At 72.1% G+C, this 24,434-nt stretch carries 19 protein-coding genes; 5 read left to right on the forward strand and 14 right to left on the reverse strand.

All coding sequences use genetic code 11. The features are described from left to right. Positions 1 to 259 precede the first annotated feature (259 nt). From ald to Q2K21_RS24560, 4 genes are all read right to left on the reverse strand, one after another. Positions 260 to 1,384: an alanine dehydrogenase gene (gene ald / locus Q2K21_RS24545; protein WP_310775070.1), complete on the reverse strand. Its 1,125-nt coding sequence runs from the start codon at positions 1,382 to 1,384 to the stop codon at positions 260 to 262. 166 nt (positions 1,385 to 1,550) lie between these two features. Next, complete coding sequence (locus Q2K21_RS24550) at positions 1,551 to 3,620, reverse strand: tetratricopeptide repeat protein (protein ID WP_310775072.1); 2,070 nt, start codon at positions 3,618 to 3,620, stop codon at positions 1,551 to 1,553. A 510-nt stretch (positions 3,621 to 4,130) separates the two neighbouring features. Then, a complete protein-coding gene (locus tag Q2K21_RS24555) occupies positions 4,131 to 4,757 on the reverse strand; it encodes an NUDIX hydrolase (RefSeq protein WP_310775074.1) in 627 nt (208 codons plus the stop codon). Between the two features lie 86 nt (positions 4,758 to 4,843). Beyond that, entirely contained in the window at positions 4,844 to 6,511 is a 1,668-nt protein-coding gene (locus Q2K21_RS24560) for a CTP synthase (RefSeq protein ID WP_310775076.1), read from the reverse strand. A gap of 483 nt (positions 6,512 to 6,994) precedes the next feature. On the opposite strand from Q2K21_RS24560, the gene Q2K21_RS24565 reads away from it, so the two are divergent. From Q2K21_RS24565 to Q2K21_RS24575, 3 genes are all read left to right on the forward strand, one after another. After that, a complete protein-coding gene (locus Q2K21_RS24565) occupies positions 6,995 to 8,797 on the forward strand; it encodes a glycoside hydrolase family 15 protein (protein ID WP_310775078.1) in 1,803 nt (600 codons plus the stop codon). A gap of 188 nt (positions 8,798 to 8,985) precedes the next feature. Next, positions 8,986 to 10,368: an FAD-binding oxidoreductase gene (locus Q2K21_RS24570; RefSeq protein WP_310775080.1), complete on the forward strand. Its 1,383-nt coding sequence runs from the start codon at positions 8,986 to 8,988 to the stop codon at positions 10,366 to 10,368. A 63-nt stretch (positions 10,369 to 10,431) separates the two neighbouring features. Then, positions 10,432 to 12,117 (forward strand): PucR family transcriptional regulator, encoded by a 1,686-nt coding sequence (locus Q2K21_RS24575; protein WP_310775083.1) that lies wholly within the window; start codon positions 10,432 to 10,434, stop codon positions 12,115 to 12,117. On the opposite strand, the gene Q2K21_RS24580 is transcribed toward Q2K21_RS24575, so the two are convergent. The 6 genes from Q2K21_RS24580 to Q2K21_RS24605 all read right to left on the reverse strand — a co-directional run bounded on the left by Q2K21_RS24580 (position 12,081) and on the right by Q2K21_RS24605 (position 18,321). Continuing rightward, positions 12,081 to 13,217 (reverse strand): glycosyltransferase family 4 protein, encoded by a 1,137-nt coding sequence (locus tag Q2K21_RS24580; protein WP_310775085.1) that lies wholly within the window; start codon positions 13,215 to 13,217, stop codon positions 12,081 to 12,083. The genes Q2K21_RS24575 and Q2K21_RS24580 overlap by 37 nt on opposite strands. Positions 13,218 to 13,510: 293 nt before the next feature. Next, on the reverse strand, positions 13,511 to 14,275 hold the full coding sequence (locus Q2K21_RS24585) for a hypothetical protein (protein WP_310775086.1): 765 nt from the start codon (positions 14,273 to 14,275) through the stop codon (positions 13,511 to 13,513). Between the two features lie 24 nt (positions 14,276 to 14,299). After that, positions 14,300 to 16,018, reverse strand: a complete 1,719-nt coding sequence (gene recN / locus Q2K21_RS24590; protein ID WP_310781215.1) for a DNA repair protein RecN — start codon at positions 16,016 to 16,018, stop codon at positions 14,300 to 14,302. A 260-nt stretch (positions 16,019 to 16,278) separates the two neighbouring features. Beyond that, on the reverse strand, positions 16,279 to 17,184 hold the full coding sequence (locus Q2K21_RS24595) for an NAD kinase (RefSeq protein WP_310775088.1): 906 nt from the start codon (positions 17,182 to 17,184) through the stop codon (positions 16,279 to 16,281). Next, a complete protein-coding gene (locus Q2K21_RS24600) occupies positions 17,181 to 17,996 on the reverse strand; it encodes a TlyA family RNA methyltransferase (RefSeq protein ID WP_310775090.1) in 816 nt (271 codons plus the stop codon). The genes Q2K21_RS24595 and Q2K21_RS24600 overlap by 4 nt, the downstream gene beginning before the upstream one ends. A 7-nt stretch (positions 17,997 to 18,003) precedes the next feature. Further along, positions 18,004 to 18,321 carry a hypothetical protein gene (locus Q2K21_RS24605; protein WP_310775092.1) on the reverse strand — a complete coding sequence of 106 codons (318 nt, stop codon included), beginning with the start codon at positions 18,319 to 18,321 and terminating at the stop codon, positions 18,004 to 18,006. Positions 18,322 to 18,363: 42 nt separating this feature from the next. Between Q2K21_RS24605 and Q2K21_RS24610 the strand changes: the two genes are divergently transcribed. Further along, the gene (locus Q2K21_RS24610) at positions 18,364 to 18,711 is read left to right on the forward strand and encodes an SCP2 sterol-binding domain-containing protein (protein WP_310775094.1); all 348 of its coding nucleotides are present in this window, start codon (positions 18,364 to 18,366) and stop codon (positions 18,709 to 18,711) included. A gap of 105 nt (positions 18,712 to 18,816) precedes the next feature. Here Q2K21_RS24610 and Q2K21_RS24615 read toward each other — a convergent pair whose 3' ends face one another. The 4 genes from Q2K21_RS24615 to Q2K21_RS24630 form a co-directional block, all read right to left on the reverse strand. After that, complete coding sequence (locus tag Q2K21_RS24615) at positions 18,817 to 19,677, reverse strand: ABC transporter ATP-binding protein (RefSeq protein ID WP_386276288.1); 861 nt, start codon at positions 19,675 to 19,677, stop codon at positions 18,817 to 18,819. 92 nt (positions 19,678 to 19,769) lie between these two features. Continuing rightward, a complete protein-coding gene (locus Q2K21_RS24620; protein ID WP_310775095.1) occupies positions 19,770 to 20,846 on the reverse strand; it encodes a FecCD family ABC transporter permease in 1,077 nt (358 codons plus the stop codon). Further along, positions 20,843 to 21,886 carry a FecCD family ABC transporter permease gene (locus Q2K21_RS24625; RefSeq protein ID WP_310775097.1) on the reverse strand — a complete coding sequence of 348 codons (1,044 nt, stop codon included), beginning with the start codon at positions 21,884 to 21,886 and terminating at the stop codon, positions 20,843 to 20,845. Before Q2K21_RS24625 ends, Q2K21_RS24620 begins: the two co-directional genes overlap by 4 nt. Before the next feature lie 79 nt (positions 21,887 to 21,965). Beyond that, a complete protein-coding gene (locus tag Q2K21_RS24630; RefSeq protein WP_310775098.1) occupies positions 21,966 to 22,991 on the reverse strand; it encodes an HAD hydrolase-like protein in 1,026 nt (341 codons plus the stop codon). An 84-nt stretch (positions 22,992 to 23,075) separates the two neighbouring features. Between Q2K21_RS24630 and Q2K21_RS24635 the strand changes: the two genes are divergently transcribed. Beyond that, positions 23,076 to 24,365, forward strand: coding sequence for a DUF1015 domain-containing protein (locus Q2K21_RS24635; protein ID WP_310775100.1), 1,290 nt, complete (start codon positions 23,076 to 23,078; stop codon positions 24,363 to 24,365). Positions 24,366 to 24,434: the final 69 nt, after the last annotated feature.

The following is a 24,434-nucleotide window of genomic DNA, read 5'->3' on the forward strand; positions in this document are numbered from 1 at the left end:
CGCCGGACCCGGCCCGATGTGTCGGCAATGAAACATCCCGCTGTCAAGGGTGTCCGGGCGCCGTTCGCCATGTTTCACCGGTGTACGAAACGGTGGAAGGGTTGCGTTCGAGGCGAGTTGAACGAGTGTCGCAAAGTGACCATGCACACATCCGGCCGGACCTTGTCGGGCAAGGTCCGGCCGGGTGCGTGGCGTTGACGAGGCGAGTTGACCTATCGCCTTGTGGCACCGGGAATTCGAACCCGGGCCGGTGGTCGGCCTAGCCGAGCAGGGACTCCAGCTCCACGTGCTCCAGGCCGTGCGCCTCGGCGACCTCCTTGTAAACCACCTTGCCGTCATGGGTGTTGAGGCCCCTGGCCAGCGCGGCGTCGCGGCGCAGCGCGTCGACCCAGCCGCGGTTGGCGAGCTCCACGATGTAGGGCAGCGTGGCGTTCGTCAGCGCGTAGGTGGAGGTGTTGGGGACGGCGCCGGGCATGTTGGCGACGCAGTAGAAAACCGACTCGTGGACCTTGAAGGTCGGCTCGGCGTGCGTGGTCGGGCGGGAGTCCTCGAAGCAGCCGCCCTGGTCGATCGCAATGTCGACAAGGACACTTCCGGCCTTCATCCGGGAGACCAGCTCGTTGGTGACCAGCTTCGGGGCCTTGGCGCCCGGGATGAGGACGGCGCCGATGACGAGGTCGGCGTCGAGGCAGGCCTTCTCCAGCTCGAAGGCGTTGGAGACGACGGTCTGGATCTTCGTGCCGAAGATCTTGTCGGCCTCCTTGAGCTTGTTGATGTCCCGGTCGAGCAGGGTCACGTGGAAGCCCATGCCGATGGCGATCTGGGCGGCGTTCCAGCCGGAGACACCGCCGCCGATGACCACGGCCTTGGCGGCCGGCACGCCGGGGACGCCGCCGGGCAGCACACCGCGGCCGCCGGCCGCGCGCATCAGGTGGTAGGCGCCGACCTGCGGGGCCAGGCGGCCCGCGACCTCGGACATCGGGGCGAGCAGCGGGAGCGCGCGGTTCGACAGTTCGACCGTCTCGTACGCGATCGCCGTGGTGCCGGACTCCAGCAGGGCGTCCGTGCACTCCTTGGAGGCGGCCAGGTGCAGGTAGGTGAAGAGGATCTGGTCCTTGCGGAGCCGGTGGTACTCCTCGGCGACGGGCTCCTTGACCTTCAGCAGCAGGTCGGCGGCGGCCCAGACCTCATCGGCGGTCTCCAGGATCTGCGCACCGGCGGCGATGTACTCGTCGTCCGGGATCGAGGAGCCGACACCGGCGTTCCGCTCGACGACGACCTGGTGGCCGTTGCGCACCAGCTCGTGCACACCGGCGGGGGTGATGGCCACCCGGAACTCGTTGTTCTTGACCTCGCGGGGGATGCCGACCTTCACGTCGATCACGGTCCTTGGCTCAGAGGGTTCTTGGGCTGTGCACGCCGGGGCAGTGCAAGCCCGGTCATTGCATGTCATACCCGGATGCATCGGAACGCATAGGGAGACACCGCAGGAGAACCGGCGGCGGAGCCAGTCTAATGAAGGATTAGGAGCTGTCTAGCCTTTCAATGCACTAATCCTCGCCGGATGTACTGCGGATTTCGTAGGCGTTAGCGTCGTGTTCCGGGTCCGATGCGTTCTCCTGGAGCTCGTCGCCCAGCATGCGCTCGGCCGCCCCACGGTGCAGACGCGCGGCCGCCGGGTCCCCGAGGCGCTCCAGGGTGTCGGCCAGCCTGAGTTGCAGCGCCGCCTGCAGCCGTACGTCCTCGGCGCGCCGCGCCCACTCGACCGCGTCCTGGCAGGTGCGCAGCGACTCCTCGGGCCGGCCCGCGTACTCCTGGACGCGGGCCAGCTCGCTCAAGGCCCTTGCCTGGGCGGCCACATCGCCGTTCTTGCGGTGCCCGGCGACCGCCGCGCGCCAGTTGCGCAGCGCCTCGCCGTAGCGGCCCGCGTAGGTGTGGGCGGTGGCGATGCGGCCGTAGAGCCGGGCGGCGTCCGCGCGCTCGTCGCGGGCGAGCCGCTGGGCCAGCGCCCGGCCGTACCAGTCGGCGGCCCGGTCGTAGTCGCCCAGTTCCTGGTGGGCGCCGCCTACGGATTCCATCGCGCGGCCCGTCGCATACGGGTCGTTCGCCTCCCGTCCGGCGTCCAGCGCGGCCCGGTAGCGGGCCAGCGCCTCCGTCGTACGGCCGGTCTGCGCGTCCAGGTCCGCGAGGTTCAGCAGGGCCGCCGCCTTCTCGCGGTGCAGGCCGCGGCGCTCGGCGACGTCGAGGACGAGCCGGTGGATGCGGTACAGCTCGGGCGCGGCGGCCCGGGTGCCGAAGTGCGCGACCAGGGCCCTGACCAGCGCGGCCATGAGGCGGCGGGCCAGGGTGTCCAGCTCGCCGTCGGCGACCGCGAGCCGGGCCGCGGCCAGTAGCGCGGGCTGCCGGACGCGCAGCCACTCCTCGGCCGCCCGGGGGCTCGGGAAGCGCAGGGTCCGGGGCAGGCCGGCCAGCTTCTCCCGGGCCTGCGGACTGTCGGTCTCGGTGATCGCGCGGCAGGACTGCAACAGCCGTACGGTGCGCTCCAGCATCCTGGCGCGGGCCAGCTGGAGCTCGGCCGGGCGGTCCTGGCTCTCGGTGAGTCCGCGCAGCAGGGGCAGCAGACAGCCGGGGACCACGTACTGGGGCAGTGGGGACCCGAGGGGCCGCAGGAAGCCGAGGGCGGCGAAGTCGTCCAGGGCGGTGCCGGCGTCCTGCACCGAGCAGCCGGCCAGCGCGGAGGCGGTGTGCGGATCGACGAGGCCGGCGGGGGCGAGCGAGAGCAGTCGCAGTATCCGCTGGGCGGGGCTCGGCAGACCCGCGTAGGAGAACCGGAAGGCGCGCGTCAGCGGCGCGCCCTCGTCGGATCCGGCGCGCAGCTGTTTGGCCACGTCGGCGACGGCGGCCTTGGGGTGGGCGGCGAGCCAGCCGCCGACGAGGACGAGCGCGGCGGGCTGGCCCGCGCACTCCTCGACGAGCCCTTCGGCGGCGCGCGGGTCGACGGTGATGCGCACCGAGCCGGTGTACCGGGTGAGCAGCTCCAGGGCGGACTTGGTGTCGAGGCCGCCCAGGGTGCAGGGGCGGACGCCCGTGATGCCGGTCAGCGGTCCCTCGGAGACGGCGACGACGAGGCAGTCGGGCGTGTCCGGCAGCAGCGCGTCGACCTGCTCGGCGGACGTCGCGTCGTCGAGCAGGAGGAGTACGCGACGCCCCGCGAGGGCTTCGCGTACCGCTTGGCCCAGCTCGTCCTCGGCGGCGCCGGGCGTCGTGGGCAGGTCAAGGGCGCTCAGTAGTTCGCGGGCCGTGCGCTCGGTCGGTACGGGGGTGCCGTCGGGCTCGCTGAGGCGGGCGCGCAGTACCCCGTCCTCGTAACGGTCCGCGACCTCGCGCACCAGTTCCTCGGCGAGGGCGGTGCGGCCGAAACCTGGTCGGCCGGCGATGAGCAGCACCCGCGCGCGGGGCGCCTTGCGGCCGGAAAGGGTGTCGAGGCCCGCACGCTCTATGTCGGCGCGGAGTTCCTTCAACTCCCGTGTTCGGCCGAGGAATTGACGGCCTGCGGCGGCGGGACGCCGGTCGCTCCCCGACAGCTCGCCGCCGCCTGACTCCACGGCCTGATCCGTCACGGGCCACGCTCCCGTCCCACTGCGCACACCGGCCCGCCGGGCCTTGGGGCGGGTCGTCTCCAGAGCCTAGTTCACGCTCTGCGACGATCCCGGCGGAGCAGGGCGGACGCGTCCCCCGATCGGATCAGGCGATCGTACGACCGATGGTGTCGGGTGGGCACCAGAAGACCGGGTGGGCACCAGAAGACACGGAGCCGCTGCCGAGACACAGGGCCGAGCCCCGCCGGCCGAGTCCGGGCCCTCCCCCCGGCAGAGCCAGGGCATAGCCCGAACGGAGCGCACGGCGGCACCGCCACCGCCGAACGCGCCCCACCAGTGGCGCCCGGGCAGGGGCGCACCACCTCCTGGACCAGGGTCTCCGCGGCTCTGCTCCGGGAGGTGGTCGGGTAGGTGCGAAGTCCGTCAGTGGTCCACGGGCGGCGCTCCCGGCCCCTCCTGGGACAGAGCTCTGGCGAAGGCGGCCAGGGGGCGAAGGGGCGAAGCCCTTGGGGCCTCGCGCCCGGTCAGGGCCTACGCCTCGAACGGCCGCGCCGGCCACGGCGCCTCGGCCGGACGCAGGGCGTCCAGACCGTCGCCGCCGCGTGCGGCGACCAGCGAGAGGACACCGACAGCGAGGCAGTTGTTGTGCAGGTCCCCGGCCAGCACTCCCCGCACGAGGTCCTCGACCGGCACCCGGGCCAGCTCCATGTCGGCCTCCTCGGCCTCGACCTCGAAGCGCTCCCCGTCCGCCTCGGACAGATCGCGGGCGAGGAAGATGCGCACAGCCTCGTCGCAGCCGCCGGGCGTGGTGTAGACGTCGGTCAGCACGCGCCAGTCCTCGGCCTTGACATGCGCCTCCTCGTACAGCTCGCGCTGGGCGGCGTGCAGCGGGTTCTCGCCGGGGACGTCGAGCAGACCGGCCGGGATCTCCCAGAGCTTGTGGCGCACGGGGTGGCGGTACTGCCGGATGACCAGCACACGGTCCTCGTCGTCGAGGGCGAGGACGGCCACCGAGCCGGGGTGGACCTGGTAGTCGCGGCGGACGACCGAGCCGTCCGGCATGACCACGTCGTCGGTGCGGACCGAGGTCTTGTTGCCGACGAACGGGGTCTCACTGGCCCTGACCTCCCACTCCTCGCGGGTGTCCTTGATCGTCATGTCGCCCTGTTCCTCCCACACCCTGTACACAAACCGGGGTACGCCTCCCGCAGGACGCGTACCCCGGCCACCGTACAGCCCTTGCGCTACTGGTCGTTCTTCCGCTTCACAGCCGCCCTCACCAGGCCCGCGAACAGCGGGTGCGGGCGGGTCGGGCGGGAGCACAGCTCGGGGTGCGCCTGCGTCGCCACCAGGTAAGGGTGGACGTCGCGCGGGTACTCCACGTACTCCACGAGCTTGCCGTCGGGCGACGTGCCGGAGAACAGGATGCCCGCCTTCTTCTCCAGCTCGGCACGGTAGGCGTTGTTCACCTCGTAGCGGTGCCGGTGGCGCTCCTCCACGTACTCCTTGCCGTCGTACACCTCACGCACGATCGAGCCCTCGGCCAGCTTGGCCGGGTACAGGCCCAGGCGCATCGTCCCGCCCATGTCGCCCTCGCCCGCCACGATGTCGAGCTGCTCGGCCATGGTCGAGATGACGGGGTGGGAGGTGGCCGCGTCGAACTCGGTGGAGTTCGCGTCGGGGATGTCGGCGAGGTTGCGCGCGGCCTCGATCACGATGCACTGGAGGCCGAGGCAGAGGCCCAGCAGCGGGATCTTGTTCTCGCGGCCGTACTGGATGGCGCCGACCTTGCCGGAGACGCCGCGGTCGCCGAAGCCGCCGGGGATGCAGATCGCGTCCACGTCGGACAGCTGCTTCTTGGCACCCACAGGCGTCTTGCAGTCGTCGGACGTGACCCACTTGATCTTGACACGGGCCTTGTTGGCGAAGCCGCCCGCGCGCAGCGCCTCGGTCACCGAGAGGTACGCGTCGGGCAGGTCGATGTACTTGCCGACCAGCGCGATGGTGACCTCGTGCTCGGGGTTGTGGACGCGGTCGAGCAGGTCGTCCCAGGTCGTCCAGTCCACGTCGCGGAAGGGGAGGTCCAGCTTGCGGACGACGTAGGCGTCCAGGCCCTCGGAGTGCACGACCTTGGGGATGTCGTAGATCGAGCGGGCGTCGGGGCAGGCCACGACCGCGGCCTCGTCGACGTCGCACATCAGCGAGATCTTGCGCTTGATCGCGGTCGGGACCTCACGGTCGCAGCGCAGCACGATCGCGTCCGGCTGGATACCGATGTTGCGCAGCGCGGCGACCGAGTGCTGGGTCGGCTTGGTCTTCAGCTCACCGGAGGGACCGATGTAGGGCAGCAGTGAGATGTGCACCACGAAGACGTTGTCGCGGCCGACCTCGTGCCGGACCTGGCGCACGGTCTCCAGGAACGGCAGCGACTCGATGTCGCCGACCGTGCCGCCGACCTCCGTGATCACGACGTCCACCTCGTTGGTGGCCATGCGCCGGATGCGGTGCTTGATCTCATTGGTGATGTGCGGGATGACCTGCACCGTGTCGCCCAGGTACTCGCCGCGCCGCTCCTTGGCGATCACCGTCGAGTAGACCTGGCCGGTCGTGACGTTGGCGGAGCCGTCCAGGTCGCGGTCGAGGAAGCGCTCGTAGTGACCGATGTCCAGGTCGGTCTCGGCGCCGTCGTTGGTGACGAACACCTCACCGTGCTGGAAGGGGTTCATCGTGCCCGGGTCGACGTTCAGGTACGGGTCGAGCTTCTGCATCACGACGCGCAGGCCGCGAGCCTTGAGCAGCATGCCGAGGCTGGAGGCCGTCAGGCCCTTGCCGAGCGAGGAGGCGACACCCCCGGTGACGAAGATGTGCTTGGTCGTCGTGGCTGTGCTGTTCCGAAAAACAGTGGGCGGCATGGCCAAGAGGGGGCTCCCGTGGTCGCTGTCTGAGGTGCGGTGCGGTTGACCCGCCGAAGGATTTTCGGGGGTGCCGTCGCTGCGGTTCGGGGGTTTCCTGCCCACCGGTCCACGGGCTACCAGCGTATCAGCGCCCGGGAGAGACCGCTTCCGGCCACGCTCCGCGCACCTGTCACCACAGACCCGCGACGCTTATGTTGCTTCTCACCCGCACCTCACTCGTTCGGGCCACTATCGTTGTCCGGACGGGCACGCGGATCACCGAGGTGCGTCGTATCCTGCTCGGACACTCTTCTGCAGAGCACTCCCCGGCAAACGGCACCACCCCCGCCCGTCACCGGAACAACAAGGGCTCGTCAGTTCGTTGAACATCGACCGCAGCATTTTCGAATGGGTCGGTGAACGACGACTTTCTCACCGACCCCATGACCGTAAAGAGCAACCGCCCCTCTGGGGCGACGTGGCCGTTCGACTGGAGTTGCATTGGCCGGGCGCATCGAAGACTACGCACTCATCGGAGACATGCAGACCGCGACGCTGGTCTGCCGGGACGGCACCGTGGACTGGCTGTGCCTGCCCCGTTTCGACTCCCATGCCGTCTTCGCGGGGCTGCTCGGCACGGAGGAACACGGGTTCTGGCGCCTGGGTCCGGCCTACGCGGCCGACACCGAGCCGCCGACGGCGACCCGGCGGTCCTACCGCGGCGAGTCCCTGATCCTCGAATCGGAGTGGGACACCCCGCGCGGCACGGTCCGGGTCACCGACTTCATGCCGCCCCGTGACGGCGCACCGCAGCTGATCCGGATCGTGGAGGGCGTCACGGGCCGGGTGCCCATGCGGTCGGCGCTGCGGATGCGGTTCTCGTACGGGCGCATCGTGCCGTGGGTGCACAAGCACGAGGGGCGTACGGTGGCCGTCGCCGGACCCGACTCGGTGTGGTTCGACACCCAGGCCGAGACCTACGGCAAGGGCCTGACCACGTACGCGGACTTCACGGTCGCCCCGGGTGACCGGATCGCGTTCACGATCTCGTGGCAGCCCTCGCACAAGGAGCCGCCGTCGATGCCGGAGCCCGAGCAGTCGCTGGAGGCGACCGAGGAGTTCTGGCGCGAATGGGTGGAGCACTGTACGTACCACGGTCCCTACCGGGAGGCCGTGGTCCGCTCCCTGATCACGCTCAAGGCCCTGACCTACGCGCCGACGGGCGGCATCGTGGCCGCGCCCACGACCTCGCTGCCGGAGGAGATCGGCGGCGTGCGCAACTGGGACTACCGCTACACATGGCTGCGCGACGCGGCGATCACCCTGTCCTCGCTGCTGCGCACCGGCTACCGCGACGAAGCGCGCGCCTGGCGCGAGTGGCTGCTGCGGGCGGTGGCCGGCGATCCCGAGAACCTGCAGATCATGTACGGCATCGCCGGCGAACGTGAGCTGGGCGAGGCCGAGCTGGACTGGCTGCCCGGGTACGAGAACTCGGCGCCGGTGCGCGTCGGCAACGGCGCCGCGCACCAGCTGCAGCTGGACGTCTACGGAGAGGTCACCGAGGCACTCCATCTGGCCCATATGACGGGCCTGGCCCGCAGCGACTACGCGTCCCTGCTCCAGCTCAAGCTCATCCGCTACCTGGAGCGGCACTGGGACGAGCCGGACGAGGGCATCTGGGAGGTGCGCGGTCCCCGCCGCCACTTCGTGCACTCCAAGGTCATGGCCTGGGTCGCGGTCGACCGCACGATCAAACTGATCGAGTCCGGGGACGTGGACGGCCCGCTGGAGAGGTGGCGCGAGCTGCGCGACGACATCCACCGGGACGTGTGCGAGAAGGGCTACGACAAGGACCGCAACACCTTCACGCAGTCGTACGGCTCCAAGGAGCTGGACGCCTCGCTGCTGCTGATTCCGCAGATGGGCTTCCTGCCGCCGGACGACAAGCGCGTGATCGGCACGATCGAGGCGATCCAGCGCGAGCTGTCCACGCCGGACGGCTTCATCCTGCGCTACCCGACGCAGGGCGAGGAGGAGGGCGTCGACGGTCTGCCGGGCGACGAGGGCGCGTTCCTCGCCTGCTCCTTCTGGATGGCGGACGACCTGGCGATGATCGGCCGGGTGGACGAGGCCCGCAAGCTCTTCGAGAAGCTGCTGGCCCTGCGCAACGACCTGGGCCTGCTCGCCGAGGAATGGGACCCGCGCCTGCAGCGCCAGGTCGGCAACTTCCCGCAAGCGTTCAGCCACGTGCCACTGATCGACACGGCGCTGCGGCTCACGGCTTCCGGGGCGTACGGGGGCTGAGCCCGGCCTTCACGACACGTGCGGCCCCGCTGAGGCGGGGCCCCGTGGGGACTCCTCGACAAGCCGGGTCTTCCCGACCCGGCGCCTCCCGTTGAGGATCAAGGGCTGTCCGCCGAACAGGACCGACACCCTGTGCCCGCCTACGCTGGAGGGGAGTCCTGTCCCCTGGCTGGAAGGGGGCGGCTGCCATGGCTCCCCTCTCGAAGGCCCACCAGGCGCTTGCCGCTCTCCGCGAGGATCTGGCCGGTGCAGTCTTCGCTCCCGGCGACCCGGGCTACGACGACGCCCGGACCGTCTTCAACGCGATGATCGACCGTCGTCCGGCCGTGATCGCACAGTGCGCGGGGGAGGCGGACGTCGTCCGGTCGGTGCGCTTCGCACGGGAGCTGGATCTGAAGATCGCCGTACACGGCGGCGGCCACAGCGTCGCGGGCATGGCCCTGAACGACAACGGTGTGGTCGTGGACCTGCGCCGGATGCACGAGGTCACGGTCCATCCCGGGTCCGCGTCGGTACGGGTCGGGGGCGGAGCCGTGATGAGCGATCTGGACCGCGCCACCCAGCCCCACGCTCTCGCCACCACCGGCGGCCGGGTCTCCACGACCGGCGTCGGCGGCTTCGTGCTCGGCGGCGGCAGCGGCTGGCTGGACCGGGCCTTCGGTCTCGCCGTCGACAACCTGCTCGGTGTCGAACTGGTGACCGCGGACGGCACCCCGGTCCTCGCGACCGCCGAGGAGAACCCCGAGCTGTTCTGGGCCCTGCACGGCGGCGGCGGGAACTTCGGCGTCGCCACCGCGCTCACGCTGAAGCTGCACGAGCTGCCCGAGTTCTCGATCGCCCTGGTCATGTACCTGACCGAAACGGGCCCGGAGGCGGTCCGGACCTACCGCGACATCATCGCCACCGGCCCGTCGGAGGCAGGCGGCGCCGTGCTGTACATCACCGCTCCGCCCGAACCCTTTGTCCCCGAACACCTGGCCGGCACGCTGGTGTGCGCCGTGCTGATCACGTACGCCGGCGGCGAGGACGACCTGCGCAAGCTCGCCCAGCCGCTGCTGGCGCTGCCGCACGAGGCCGAGGTCCTCTCCGCGATGCCGTACGCCGACGTCCAGTGCATGCTCGACGACCCGCCCGGGCTGCGGAACTACTGGTCGGCCGAGTATCTGACCGACCTGCCCGACGAACTGGTCGACATCTTCTGTGCCCGCGCCCCCTCGATGCCCGTCCCCACGAACTGTCAGCACGTGCTGTTCCCACAGGGCGGCGCCATCGCCACCGGGCCCGCCGAGTACCCCATCCCCTACCGCGACGCGCCCTGGGTCGTGCACCCCTTCGGCGTCTGGGAGGACCCGGCGGACGACGAGCAGGCACTGAAGTGGGTGCGGGACGTGCGCGCCGACGTCCGGCCCTGGCGCACCGGGGCGATCTACCTCAACTTCATCGGGGACGAGGGCAGGGACCGGGTGGTGGCCGGCCTCGGCACCGAGAACATCAACCGGCTGGCGCGGGTGAAGCGGCAGTACGACCCGGACAACGTGTTCCGGTACAACCACAACATCGCCCCCGCCTGACCGAGCGGACGGCTGTGCGGTCGCGGTATCCGCGCATATCCGCGCAGGTAGTAGCGTCACCGCATGGACAGCCGTTTCGACCCCCACAGTCCCCAGGGCGCAGGAATCACCGTGCAGCGGGCGCTGGAGCTGCCCGGGCTGCGCGGCGGGCTGCCCGAGGTGCTGGCCGGCGCGGACCGGCTGCACCGCACCGTGCGCTGGGTGCACGCGGGCGAGGTCCCGAACATCGCCTCGCTGCTCAAGGGCGGCGAGCTGCTCCTGACCACCGGGTACGGCCTCGGCACCCGCCCTGCCGACCAGCGCGCGTTCGTCCGCACGCTGGCCGAGCGCGGCATCGCTGCCCTGGTCGTGGAGCTGGGTCCGCGCTTCACCCGGCTGCCCGCCGCTCTGGTCGAGACGGCCCGCACGGCCGGGCTGCCGCTCGTCCAGCTGCACCGCGAGGTGCCGTTCGTGGCGGTCACCGAGGAGATCCACACCGAGATCGTCAACGGTCACTACGCGCTGCTCCAGCGGGCCGAGGAGGTGCACCGCCGCTGTACGGAGGCACTGCTCGGCGGGGGCGGGGTACCCCAGGTCCTCGGCATCCTGGCCGACTTCAGCGGCAACCCGGTGTTCCTGGAGACCGCCGACGGACAGCTGCTGTACGCCGCCGGGACGGTGCCCGCGGGCACCGACCCGCTCCAGGTGTGGGAGGGCCTGCGCGGCCAGCACAGGGACGAGCCGCCCGCCGGGACGACCCTCGTGGACGTGCCGGGCGGCGGACCCGGCACCGGTTCCGTGCGGGCCCGGCTGGTGCTGCTGCCGGTGAGCGCCCCGGTGGCACCGGTGCACCGGATCGCCGCCGAGCGGGCCGCAGGCATCCTCGCCGTGGTGCTGATGCAGGCGCGGCAGGAGGAGGAGCTGGCGGCACGCGGGCGCGGCGACTTCCTCACCGACCTCGCCGAGGGCCGCATCGCCGCCGAGGACGCGCCCGCGCAGGCCCGGGTGCTGGGGTTCAAGCCGGGCGCCGGCCCGCTGCTGCCGGTGGTGATGCGGCTGGCGGACGGCCTCACGCCGGGCGGCGGGGGCTGGGCGGTGCTGGCGCGGGCGGTGGCCGAGGAGCTGGCCTCGGTGGGCGTACCGGTCCTGGTGGGCGTGCGGCCGGTGGAGGGCCGGGTGCCGCTGCTGCTGGGTCTGCGCTCGGAGTCGGAGCGCTCGGCGGTCGCCGACCGGGTGGCCGCGGCGCTGCGGGCGGGCGTGGAGCGGGCGGGCATGCAGCGGCCGGCCGCGCCGCCGCCGGTCGTGGTGGTCGGGGTCGCGGGCGGCTGGGCTGCGGCCTCGGCGGGGCTGCGGCACGCGGCGGAGACGGCGACGGCGGCGCAGGGGCTGCCGGAGCGCCCCTGGTACGACGCCCGGCGCCTCGACATCGACCTGTTGCTGTGGCGGCTGCGCGACCACCCGGACCTGGCGGCCTTCGTGGACCGCGCGATCGGCCCGCTGCGCGACCACGACCACCGCTCCAAGCCACCGCTGCTGCCCACACTGGAGACGTATCTGGCGCATGCGGGCCGCAAGGCGGAGACGGCCCGCGAGCTGCATCTGAACCGGCAGACGCTCTACAACCGGCTGGCCCGGATCGGGGAGTTGCTGGGCACGGACCTCGACGACCCGCAAACGGTCCTGGCCCTGAGCCTGGCGCTGCGGGCGCGTCGGCACGTGCCCTGGACGAAGGGTCAGATGAATGGCGTGAGCTGGGTCAACTCGTCGTAGACGCTCAGCACCTGGGCCACCGTCTCGTCCTCGGTGGGCCAGGTCGCGGCCTGTCGAGTGCCCTTGTCCTTCAGCAGGTCGCGGCGCGCCGGGTCGTCGAGGAGCCGTACGACGGCGGCGGCGAGCGCCTCCGCGTCCCCGTACGGAACCAGCTCGGCCGCGTCGCCGACGAGTTCGCGGATACCGCCGACGTCGGTGGCGACGAGCGGCACGCGCGCGTACAGGGCCTCCTGGGCGAGAACGGAACGGGACTCCCAACTGCTGGGCAGCAGCGCGATATCCGCGGCGGCGAGCAGTTCACCGACGTCCTCGCGCCGTCCGGCCAGCCGCACGGGCAGCCCCTCGTCCTCGATGCGCCGCTGGAGCACCGTCCGCAGCGCCCCCTCCCCCGCGATCACGACCAGGGGCACCGGGTCGAGGCGACGCCAGGCGCGGCAGGCGTCGAGCAGCACGTCGTACCCGCGGTGCCGGTCCAGGGCGCCGACGGCCATGAGCAACGGCCGGTCGGTGGCGCCGAGTTCGGCGCGGGCCTTGGGGCGCAGCCGGTCGGGGTCGTCGTGCTCGACCGGTGTGCGGGGCGCCGGCAGGGCGACGGCGGCGAGCCGGGCGTCGCGGGCGCCGCGGCGGCGGGCCCGGTCGACGAGGTCGGACGATGTGCCGAGGACGACGGACGCGGCCCTGACCACGCGCCGTTCGAGAAGGCGCAGAACGTGGGCGCGGGCGCCCTCGGCGTGCGCCCGCGTGTGCCAGGTGACGACGAACGGGACACGGCGTCCGCTGAGCGCGAGCGCGGCGCGCAGGCCGGCGTGCAGCCCGTGCGCGTGCACCAGGTCCGCGTCGGCGCAGGCGATGCGGAGCGCGGCCAGGGAGGTGGGATCGGTGCTGCGGGGCACGGGGACGTGCTGCGCGCCGACGCCGGTGAAATCGTAGGTGCGCTCGGCCTCGACGGGAGCGCACACGGTCACGCGCACGCCCCGGGCGACCAGGCCCGAGGTCAGCGACCGCACATGCGCGCTGCTGCCCGCGCTGCCTCCGCCGAGCACCTGCACGGTGCGCAGCGGCGACCGGCCGTGCGGTGAGAGGCTGCTCGCAAGGCTCACGTGGCCGGGGCTCCTGGTTCGGCGTCGTACGGTCACGAAGAAACGTACAGAAGGATCGCGCGGTGGGGGTGGACCGCGCCAAGCGGCTCCGGAGAAGAGCGGGTGCGTGCCTGAACTTCTCCGGGGTCGCTCAGTTGCTCTGCTGATGACTCAAGGATGCCAGGGCGCGGGGGTGTTGCGGCACCGGCGGGCGCGCGACCACGGCGCTCCGGCGGCCGGGGGCGGTCGTGGTCACTCACATGGGTGAGGAGCGTAGCGAGTTCGGGTGGCTTTGCGGGACAGGTGACGGGACGTCACCCCCTGCCCAGCGACCGCGCCGCCTCGCTCACCTTCTCACCGTAGGCCGCAGCGGCCACGAACGCCGCCGCGTGGGCGAGCAGTCCGGCACGGCTGTTCCCGGCAACGACAGCAGTGCCGAGTACGGCGCCGAGGGCGTGCGCCCCGGTGTCACCGATCATCGCGCGCTCCCCCAGGTCGTCGGGAAGGACCGCGGTGGCGACCCCCATCGCGGCGGCGCACAGTTCCGGGCAGGCGCCCTTCCGCAGCAGGCCGGGCGCGCCCAGCGCGAGCACGGCCCCGGCGGCGCGCCCCGGGCGCACGTCCACGAGGTTGACGAAGTGCGCGGCCCCCGCGATCACGACACCCGCGAGAACCTTGTCCAACGGGCGCTCCTTGAGCACGGCCCCGGCGGCGAGCGCGGCGGCGGAGATCCCGAACAGCTTCACCGCGCCGCTGGTGACCTCGCCGTCCCGGAGGGCGGAGAGATGCGCCCGGAACCCACGCCGGGGGTCGCCGGCGCCGGCGACGTCGTCGTAGGCACCGCAGGCTCCGGCGGCCAGCACGGCGAGTCCCGCGGCCGGATGCACACACCCGGCCCCGAGCGCGGCCGCTACGGCCGAGGCGGGTCCCGCGTACAACTCGACGGTCCCGCCCGCGTAGTTCTTCCGCTCCCAGCGGCCACGCCCGCCCGGCGCCGCGGCACGCAGGGCGGCCGCCCCGGCGCGGGTGACGGCTGCGGCGAGCCCGAACGACACGGTCCTGCGCATACGGGTGATCATTCGGCCACCCTACGAGTCCGTCCGCTACCCGTCCGCCCGGGCCGCCGCCAGCAACTCCTCCGCATGCGCCCGTGCCGTCTGTGAGTCCTCCTGGCCGGCCAGCATCCGCGACAGTTCCCGGACCCGGTCCTCGCCCTCGAGCACCTTGACCCCGGACCGGGTGACCGACCCGTCGTTCGTCTTCTCCACCAGCAGCTGCCGGTCGGCGAACGCGGCCACCTGAGGCAGATGGGTGACGACCACGACCTGCGCGGTCCTGGCGAGCCGGGCCAGCCGACGGCCGATCTCGACCGCCGCCTTGCCGCCGACGCCCGCGTCGACCTCGTCGAAGAGATACGTCGGCACCGGATCCGTCCCCGCGAACACGACCTCCACGGCGAGCATCACACGCGACAGCTCACCGCCCGAAGCGCCCTTGGCGATGGGCCGCGGCGGCGCGCCCGGGTGCGGGGCGAGCAGCAGCTCGACCTCGTCGACGCCCGACGGCCCGTACGCGACCGCACGCCCGCCGACCTCGACGCCCTCGGGATCGTCCGTCTGGCGGATCTCGAACGACACGCGCGCGTGCGGCATGGCGAGCGAGGCCAGCTCTGCGGTGACGGCGGCGGCGAACCGCTCGGCGGCCTCCGTACGCGCGTCCGTCAAGGCCTGGGCAAGGCCTCCCAGTTCGGTTCGCAGGGCGTCCCGCTCGGCGGTCAGCTCATCGATCCGCTCGTCGTCGCCGTCGAGTTCGGTCAGCCGCGCGGCGCTCTGCTCGGCCCACGCCAGGACTCCGTCGATGTCCTGGCCGTACTTCCGGGTCAGCGCGTTGAGTGCGGCCCGCCGTTCCTCCACGGCCGCGAGCCGCAACGGATCCGCGTCCAGGTCGTCGGCGTACCCGGCCAGCTCTCCGGCCACGTCGCCCAGCAGGATCCCGACCTCCCCGATCCGGTCGGCGAGGCCCGCCAGCGCCGGATCGTGCGACCGCACCGCCTCCAGGGCCCGGTGCGCGCCCGCGACCAGCGTGGCCGCGTCGACGCCCTCGGGGTCCTCCGGATTGCCCGCCAGCGCCGCGTGTGCGGCCGTCGCGGCCGACGCGAGCGCCTCCGCATGGCCGAGCCGCTCCGCCTCCTCGGCCAGCTCCACGTCCTCGCCGGCCCGCGGCTCCACGGCCGCGATCTCGTCGAGCCCGAAGCGCAGCATGTCGGCTTCCTGGGCCCGCTCACGCGCCCGCGTGGTGATCTCCTCCAGCTCGGTGGAGACCGCCCGCAGCCGCCGGTAGGCCTCCCCGTACTTGGCGAGCGGCACGGCGACGGCGTCTCCCGCGTACCGGTCGAGCGCCTGCCGCTGCCGGGACAGCTTGAGCAGCCCCTGCTGGTCGGTCTGCCCGTGCACGGCGACCAGTTCGTCGGCCAGCTCGGCAAGCACTCCGACGGGCACGGAACGCCCGCCCAGGTGCGCCCGCGAGCGCCCCTCGGCGGAAACGGTACGGCTGATGAGCAGCGCGCCGTCGTCGAGCTCGGCCCCGGCCTCTTCGGCGCGTACGGCGGCGGAGGCGCCCTCGGGCATGGCGATCCGCCCCTCCACGACCGCGTTCTTCGCACCGATCCGTACGAGCGCCGGGTCGGCGCGTCCACCGAGCAGCAGGCCGAGACTGGTGACGACCATGGTCTTGCCCGCACCCGTCTCACCGGTGACGGCGGTGAAGCCGGGCGACAGCTCGACGACCGCGTCGTCGATGACTCCGAGCGACCGTATCCGCATCTCCTCCAACACGACCCTGACCTTACGAGGTTTTCCCCCCACGACGCGACGCCGCCCCACCCTTCAGATGTGAAGCCGCTGGTCGGTGGGGCGACGGGGCCCGCTTGGGTGACCTCCGGACCGTCGGCTCGTTGACCATGTGACTCCCCGCACACGCGGGGGTGATCCGGTCTTCTCCGTCTTGGACGAGTTTCGGATGCACTGCTCCCCGCACCTGCGGGGGACCCGCGGCCGCACGGGGCCCGCTCCACCGGACGGGCTCAGTGCGGGCGCCCGCGCCACCCCGACACCGGCAACGCGAACTTGGCCACCAGCCGGTCGGTGAACGACGCATGGTGCAGCCGCGCCAGCCGAACCGGCACCGCCCCCCGCCGCACCTCCACCCGCGCCCCCTGCGGCAGCTCCACCATCCGCCGCCCGTCGCACCACAGCACCCCGTGCGGCGTGTCGGGCTGCACCTCCACGGCGAGCACCGAGTTGGGCGAGGTCACCAGCGGCTTGGCGAACAGCGCGTGCGCACTGATCGGCACCATGAGCAGCGCCTCCACCTCCGGCCACACCACGGGCCCGCCCGCGGAGAAGGCGTACGCGGTCGACCCGGTCGGGGTGGCGCACACGATGCCGTCGCAGCCGAACCCGGTCACGGGCCGCCCGTCGATCTCCAGGATGACCTCCAGGAGCTTCTCCGCGGAGACCTTCTGCACGGCCGCCTCGTTCAGCGCCCAGTCGGTGTGGAAGATGTCGCCGTTCTTGTGCACGACGACGTCGACGGTCATGCGCTCCTCGACCTCGTACGCCTTCATGACGACCCGGTCGACGACCCGGTCGAGGTCGTCGCGTTCGGCCTCGGCGAGGAAGCCGACCCGCCCGAGGTTGACGCCGAGCATCGGCACTCCGGAGGCGCGGGCGAACTCGGCGCCGCGCAGCAGCGTGCCGTCACCGCCGAGCACGATGAGCAGCTCGCATCCGTCGAGGCACTGCGCAGTGGCCTCCTTGACCAGCTCCACCTCCTCCGGCAGCGGCAGGTCGGCCGCCTCGGCCTCCAGGACGCGCACGCCGATCCCGCAGCGCAGCAGCCCCTTGACCACGAGCTCGGCGCTGCGAATGGCCGCGGGTCGCCCGGTGTGGGCAAGCAGGAAAACAGTACGAGCTCGGTTCTCGGTCAACGCGGCCCCTCCGCCACTGCACGGTCAACATCGGCCGGGTCCAGTGCGGGTGCTCCGGCTCGCAGCCACAGAAAGTACTCGACGTTGCCCGAGGGTCCGGGCAGCGGGCTGGCGGTCACACCCTTCACGCCCAGCCCCAGTTCGGCGGCCCGTTCGGCCACTGAGCGCACGGCCTCCGCGCGCAGCTCCGGGCTGCGGACGACCCCGCCGCTGCCCAGCCGTTCCTTCCCCACCTCGAACTGCGGCTTGACCATCATCACCAGATCGGCGTCCGGCTTCGTGCACCGCACCAGGGCGGGCAGCACCAGTCCGAGCGGGATGAAGGAAAGATCCCCCACGACAAGATCCACTGGCTCCCCATCGATCGCTTCGAGCGTCAACTCGCGTACGTTCGTACGGTCCTTGACGGTGACGCGTTCATCGCTCTGGAGAGACCATGCGAGTTGTCCGTATCCGACGTCGACGGCGACGACGTGAGCGACACCCGCGCGCAGCAGCACGTCGGTGAAGCCTCCGGTGGACGCGCCGGCGTCCAGTGCCCGCCGGCCCTCGACGACGAGCCCCTGCGGTACGAAGACCTTCAGCGCGCCGGCGAGCTTGTGGCCGCCCCTGGACACGTAGTCGGGGTCGCCGTCGTCCTGCGCCACCACGATGGCGGCCGCGGTCTCGACCTGCGTGGCGGGTTTGGTCGCGACGGTCTTGCCGACCGTGACCCGGCCCGCGGCGATCAGCTGGCTGGCGTGTTCGCGCGAGCGCGCCAGCTTCCGGCGGACCAGCTCCGCGTCCAGACGGCGGCGTGCGACTCCTGCCACGTTCGGTTCAGCTCCTGTGTTGATACGACGGCGCAGGGGGCGCCGGAGGTCCCGGGCGGGCGTCGAGCGCGGTCAGCGCGTCGCGCAGCCCCCGATGTACATCCTCGTACACCTCGATGTGTCCGTCCGTGGCGAGGTGGTCCGCGTCGGCCAGCCGCTCAAGACCGGCGTCGACCTCGGCGTTGCCGGTGGGGGTCCGGGGTACGTTCAGGGGCGCGGGCGCGGAGGGATCGTGCTCCGGCTCGTACGCGGAGTCGGCCGGAGCATCCGGCTCCGGTGCCTCCGCTTCCGCCGGGACCTCGGCCTCGGACACAGAGTCGCTCATGCCACGACGCTACCGCGAAGCGCTGGGGTACCGTCGCTCACGATGGCGACGATTGAGGAGTGCCGCAGCGCACTCGACAAGCTCTCGGACAACTTGGCGGGTGCCGACGGGGACGTGCGCACGGCCGCGGCCCTGGACCGCTCGCTCAGCTGCCGTATCACCGACCTGGACATCACCTTCGTCGGCCGCCTCAAGGACGGCCGGATCGAGGTGCTCGACACGCTGCAGGGTCCACCGCCCGAGAAGGCACAGATCAGGCTGACCATGAGCGGCGACGACCTGGTGGCGATGGTCGACGGCGAGCTGAACTTCGCGAGGGCCTGGGGCGCGGGCCGGGTGAGGCTGGAGGCGGGCCTGCTGGATCTGCTCCGGCTCAGGAAGCTTCTTTAGCGGCTTCTTCAGGGGTTTCCTCAGCGACTTCTTCAGCGGCTCTTCAGCGGCTTCTTGGGCGGCTTCTTCAGTGGCTTCTTGGGTGACCACTCGCTCCGCTCTGCCTCAGGAAACCTCTTCGACCGCCACGCGCGCGCGTGCCTTGCGTGCGGCCGGCACCACCAGCGGCGTTCCGGTCTCCGGGTCGGAGATGACCTGGCAGCGCAGCCCGAAGACCTCCTCGACCAGTTCGGCCGTGACGATGTCGTTCGGCGCTCCCTCGGCCACGACCCGGCCGTCGCGCAGCGCGATGAGGTGGGTGGCGTACCGGGCGGCGTGGTTGAGGTCGTGCAGGACCGCGACCAGCGTGCGCCCCTGCTCCTCGTGCAGCTGCGCGCACAGGTCGAGGACGTCGATCTGGTGCTGGATGTCGAGGTAGGTGGTCGGCTCGTCGAGCAGCAGCAGCGGGGTCTGCTGGGCGAGCGCCATGGCGATCCACACGCGCTGTCGCTGGCCGCCGGAGAGCTCGTCCACGTACCGGTCGGCGAGTTCGGCGACGCCGGTCCGCGTCATCGACTCCCGCACGACCCGCTCGTCCTCGTTCGACCACTGGCGCAGGATCCCCTGATGCGGATAGCGGCCGCGGCCCACCAGGTCCCCGACGGTGATCCCGTCGGGCGCGATCGAGGACTGCGGCAGCAGACCCAGGGTCCGCGCGACCTTCTTCGCCGGCATCGACTGGATGACCTGCCCGTCCAGGAGCACCCGCCCCTGGGACGGCCTGAGCATCCGGGACAGGGCGCGCAGGAGGGTGGACTTGCCGCACGCGTTCGGGCCGACGATCACCGTGAAGGAGTTGTCGGGGATCTCCACGGACAACTGCTCGGCGATCACGCGCTGGTCGTAGGCGAGGGTGACGTTGTCGGCGGAGAGGCGGTTCACGGTACTCCTTTTGTCGTTCAGGTCCGGCCCGTCGGCGGCATTCATCTCCGGCCTACCGGCGGCATTCATCTCCGGCCCACGGGCGGCATTCATCTCCGGCCCACGGGCGGCATTCGTCTCGGACCCGCTCGTGGCGCTCATATGCGGCCCGCCCTGCGCTCGGTGACCAGCAGCCACAGCAGATAGACGCCGCCGAGAACCCCGGTGACCACGCCCACAGGCAGCTGGTCCGCGCCGAAGAGTCGCTGCGAGGCCCAGTCCGCGACGATCAGCAAGGTGGCGCCCATGACCATGGAGGGCACCAGGTTCGGCCCGGGCATGGGGGCACCTCCCGCGCCCTTAAGGCAGCGGGGGAAGGTCAGTCGGCGGGCGAGCTGCGGCGCGGTGAGCGCCACGAACCCGACCGGGCCCGCGGCGGCGGTGGCACCGGCGGTCAGCAGCACCGCGGCCACCATCAGCACCAGCCGTACGCGCTCGACGCGCACCCCGAGGGCGTACGAGACGTCGTCGCCCATCTCCATCGTCCGCAGCCCCCGCGCGTTGCCGAGGACGAGCGGTACGAGGACGCCGCACAGCCCGAGCAGCGGCCAGACCTGGTCCCAGTCGCGGCCGTTGAGGGAGCCGGTCATCCAGACGACCGCGCGGGCCGCGTCGACGATGTCGGCCTTGGTGAGGAGATAGCCGTTGACCGCCGTGGCGACCGCGGAGACGCCGATGCCGACGAGGACCATTCGATAACCGTGCACGCCCTGCTTCCAGGCGAGCAGATAGATGGCCGCTCCGGTCGCCAGACCTCCCACGAGCGCGCCGAGGGCCACTTGAATGGCGCTCCCGGAGAACAGCACGATCATCACCAGGGCGCCGGCCGTTGAGCCCTGGCCGAGGCCGAGCACATCGGGGCTGCCCAGCGGATTACGGGTGAGGGACTGGAACAGCGCGCCGCCGAGCCCGAGCGAGGCGCCGACGAGCAGCCCGACGAGGACGCGCGGCAGCCGCAGTTCGGTGACGATGAACTCCTGGCCCGGATTGCCGTTGCCGACCAGCGTCTTGAGGACGTCCCCGGCCGGGATGGGGAAGTCTCCGGTGCCGATGAGGACGATGCTCGCGGTGAGTGCGGCGACCAGGAGCAGCACGACGACCGTGAGGGCGCGCAGGTCGATCCGGACGGAGAACCCGCCGCGGATGCGGAGGGCCGGGGTGCGGGTGGTCTTCACAGCTGCGCCGTCCTCCGCCGTCGTACGAGCAGGATGAAGACCGGGCCGCCGATGACCGCGGTCATGATGCCGACCTGGAGTTCGGCGGGCCGGGCGAGAACACGGCCGACGACGTCGGCGCCCAGCAGCAGCACGGGCGACAGGACGGTCGCGTACGGCAGGATCCAGCGCAGGTCGGGGCCGGTGAAGGACCGTACGACATGCGGGACCATCAGCCCGACGAAAAGGATCGGCCCGCAGGCGGCGGTGGCGGCCCCGCAGAGCACGGTGGCGGCGGCCATGGACAGGACACGGGTGCGGTTCAGGTCGGCGCCGAGGGCGCGGGCGGTGTCGTCGCCCATCGCCACGGCGTTCAGGGGCCGGGCGAGGGCCAGCGAGAGGACCGTGCCGACCACGAGGAAGGGCAGGACCTGGGTGATGGTCGCGTCGGTGGCCGAGGCCAGCGAACCGACCGTCCAGAAGCGCATCTTGCCGAGCGCCGCGTCATCCGTGATCATCACGGCCTGGAGATAGCCGTAGAGCGCCGCGCTGATCGCGGTACCGGCGAGGGCCAGCCGCACCGGTGTGGCGCCCCGGCTGCCGCCGAGGAACCACACCAGGGCCCCGACGGCGGCCGCGCCGACGAAGGCGAACCACACATAGCCGCTCAGGCTCGTGACGCCGAAGTACGTGATGGCGGTGACGACCGCGGCAGACGCGCCCGCGTTGATGCCGAGCAGTCCCGGGTCGGCCAGCGGATTGCGGGTGAGCGCCTGGAGGACGGCGCCGGACAGGCCGAGCGCGGCACCGACCAGCAGTCCGAGGACCGTGCGCGCCAGCCGGTCGTCGACCACGACGTCGGCATACGTGCCCGAGTCGTGGAACAGGCCGTGCCAGACCTGGTCCAACGGCAGCTCTTTCGCTCCGATCGCGATGCTCGCCAGCGCGACGAGCGCCAGGATCACGACCGAGGCGAGGAGCCCAAGGGCCCGTATCGCCCGGTGGGTTGGGGGCGCGGGAGCGGTTTCCGCGCTCGGCTCGGGGGGACTGTCGACCAACACGCAGTTAGGTTAGCCTACCCTCGCCATCGAGCTCGATCCCGTGCGCCGAGCCGACCGCCGGCCCACCGGGCCCTTCGGCTCACAGTCCCAGTCGCGCCAGCGCCTTCCCCCCGTCCAGCGCGCAGGAGCCCTCCCCGGCCGCCGTCCAGGCCGCCGCGCACAGCGCCCGCAGCCCGTCCAGGGACTCGCCCTCGCCCTCCAGCTCCAGCCGCTCACCCGCCGTCGCCGTCCACCCACCGCAGCGGAAACCGTCGCCCGCCATGACGATCTCCGGCTGCCCGGTCAGCAGACCCCGCAGATCCGCGTCCACGTACGTCGGCCGGTGCTGCGGCGGCGCGGCAAGCAGCTGGGCGCCGTCCGTCACGCCGGTCAGGACGAGCAGCGAGTCGACCTCGCCGTTGAACGCGCCCTCGATGTCCGTGTCCAGCCGGTCCCCGACCACCAGCGGCCGCTCGGCGCCGGTGCGCAGGATCGTCTCCCGGTGCATCGGCGGCAGCGGCTTGCCCGCCACCTGCGGCTCGGCACCCGTCGCGATGCGTACGACCTCCACGGCCGCCCCGTTCCCCGGCGCGATGCCGCGCACGCTCGGGATCGTCAGGTCGGTGTTGGACGCGAACCACGGCACTCCGCGCGCGATGGCGTAACAGGCCTCAGCGAACCGCCCCCAGGGCAGCTCCGGCCCCCCGTACCCCTGCACCACGGCCACCGGACCGTCGTCCGCGGACTCGACGGGCTCGAGCCCCCGCTCCCGCAGCGCGACCCGCAGCCCCTCACCCCCGATGACCAGCACGCGCGATCCGACGGGCACCTGCTCACTGATCAGCCGGGCCACGGCCTGCGCCGACGTGATGACGTCCGAGGCCCCCGTCGGTATCCCCAGCTCCGTGAGGTGCGCGGCCACCGCGTCCGGCGTGCGCAGCGCGTTGTTCGTGACGTACGCCAGGTGCATCCCGCCCGCGCGTGCGGTGCCCAGCGACTCCACGGCGTGCGCGATCGCGCTCCCGCCCGCGTACACCACCCCGTCCAGGTCGAGCAGCGCGGTGTCGTACGCCTCGCTCAGGGGTCGCGCACTGCCCTCGGGCCGCGTCCTGACGGTCTGGCTCATTGCACATCGCTCCTCGTTCGCTCGCTTTCCCCCGATCATCGCGCATGGCACCGACACACTTGCCGACGCACTTACCATGCATCAATGAACACTGCAGGTCCCGGGGACGTACCGGCGCGCATGGGCCTTGAACTGACTCCCTTCCGGGGCCTGCGCTACGACCCCGAGCGTGTCGGAAGCCTCGCCGCCGTCACGTCGCCGCCGTACGACGTCGTCGTACGGCCCGACGGGCTGCTCCACCTGGAGTCGGCCGACCCGTACAACATCGTTCGCCTGATCCTTCCCCAGGCGACCAGCCCAGCGGCCCGTAACGAACAGGCGGCGGACACCCTGCGCCGCTGGCTCGCCGAAGGCGTCCTGACGACCGACACCGAGCCCGGTCTGTACATCTACGAGCAGCGCGGCAACGGCCTGCTGCAACGCGGCGTCATAGGCGCCCTGCGCGTGTCGGAGCCGTCGGAGGGCGTGGTCCTCCCCCACGAGGACGTCATGCCGCACGTGATCGCCGACCGGGCGGCCCTGATGCGCGCGACCTCCGCCAACCTCGAACCGCTTCTCCTGACGTACCGCGGCAACCGCTCCGAGACCGGTACGAGGGCCGTCATCGAGCGCACGGCCGAACGCCCTCCGCTGCTGAGCACCACGACGGAGGACGGCTTCAGTCACCGCCTGTGGGCGGTCACGGATCCGGCCGACCTCGCGGAGATCCAGTCGGACCTGGCCGAGCACCAGGCCCTCATCGCCGACGGCCACCACCGCTGGGCGACGTACGTGCGTCTACGCGCGGAGCACGGCTCCCCCAGCCCCTGGGACTACGGCCTGGTCCTGCTGGTGGACACCGCCCGCTACCCCCTCCGGGTCCGCGCGATCCACCGCCTCCTGCACCGCCTCCCGGTGGCCGACGCGCTCTCCGCCCTCACGGGCCTGTTCCGGGTACGCGATCTGCGTGTCCCGCTGGCCGAGGCCCTGGAGACGCTGGCCGACGCGGCCTGCGCCGGCAACGCCTTCCTGCTCGCGGGCGACGGCGCCTTCCATCTCGTCGACCGGCCGTCCCCGGACCTCCTGGCCCGTACGGTCCCGGCTGACCGCCCGGAGGCCTGGCGCACCCTGGACGCGACAGTCCTGCACGCCACGCTCCTCAAGCAGGTCTGGCGCATTCCCGAGGACTCGCCGGAGCACATCGCCTACATCCACGACACGGCCGCCACGGTCGAGAAGGCGGAACGCGACGGCGGCACGGCCGTACTGATGCACCCGGTCCGCGAGGAGGTCGTACGGGAGCTGGCCCGCCAGGGAGTGACGATGCCGCGCAAGTCGACGTCGTTCGGCCCGAAGCCGGCGTCGGGTCTGGTGCTGCGGGCGCTGACGCCCTGAAGCACGCTCGCACGCCGTCACACGCGAGAGGGGCGGGATCCGTGCCCGGATCCCGCCCGTCAGTCGCTG

It is taken from the genome of Streptomyces sp. CGMCC 4.7035 (assembly GCF_031583065.1).
Lineage (GTDB): Bacteria > Actinomycetota > Actinomycetes > Streptomycetales > Streptomycetaceae > Streptomyces > Streptomyces yaanensis.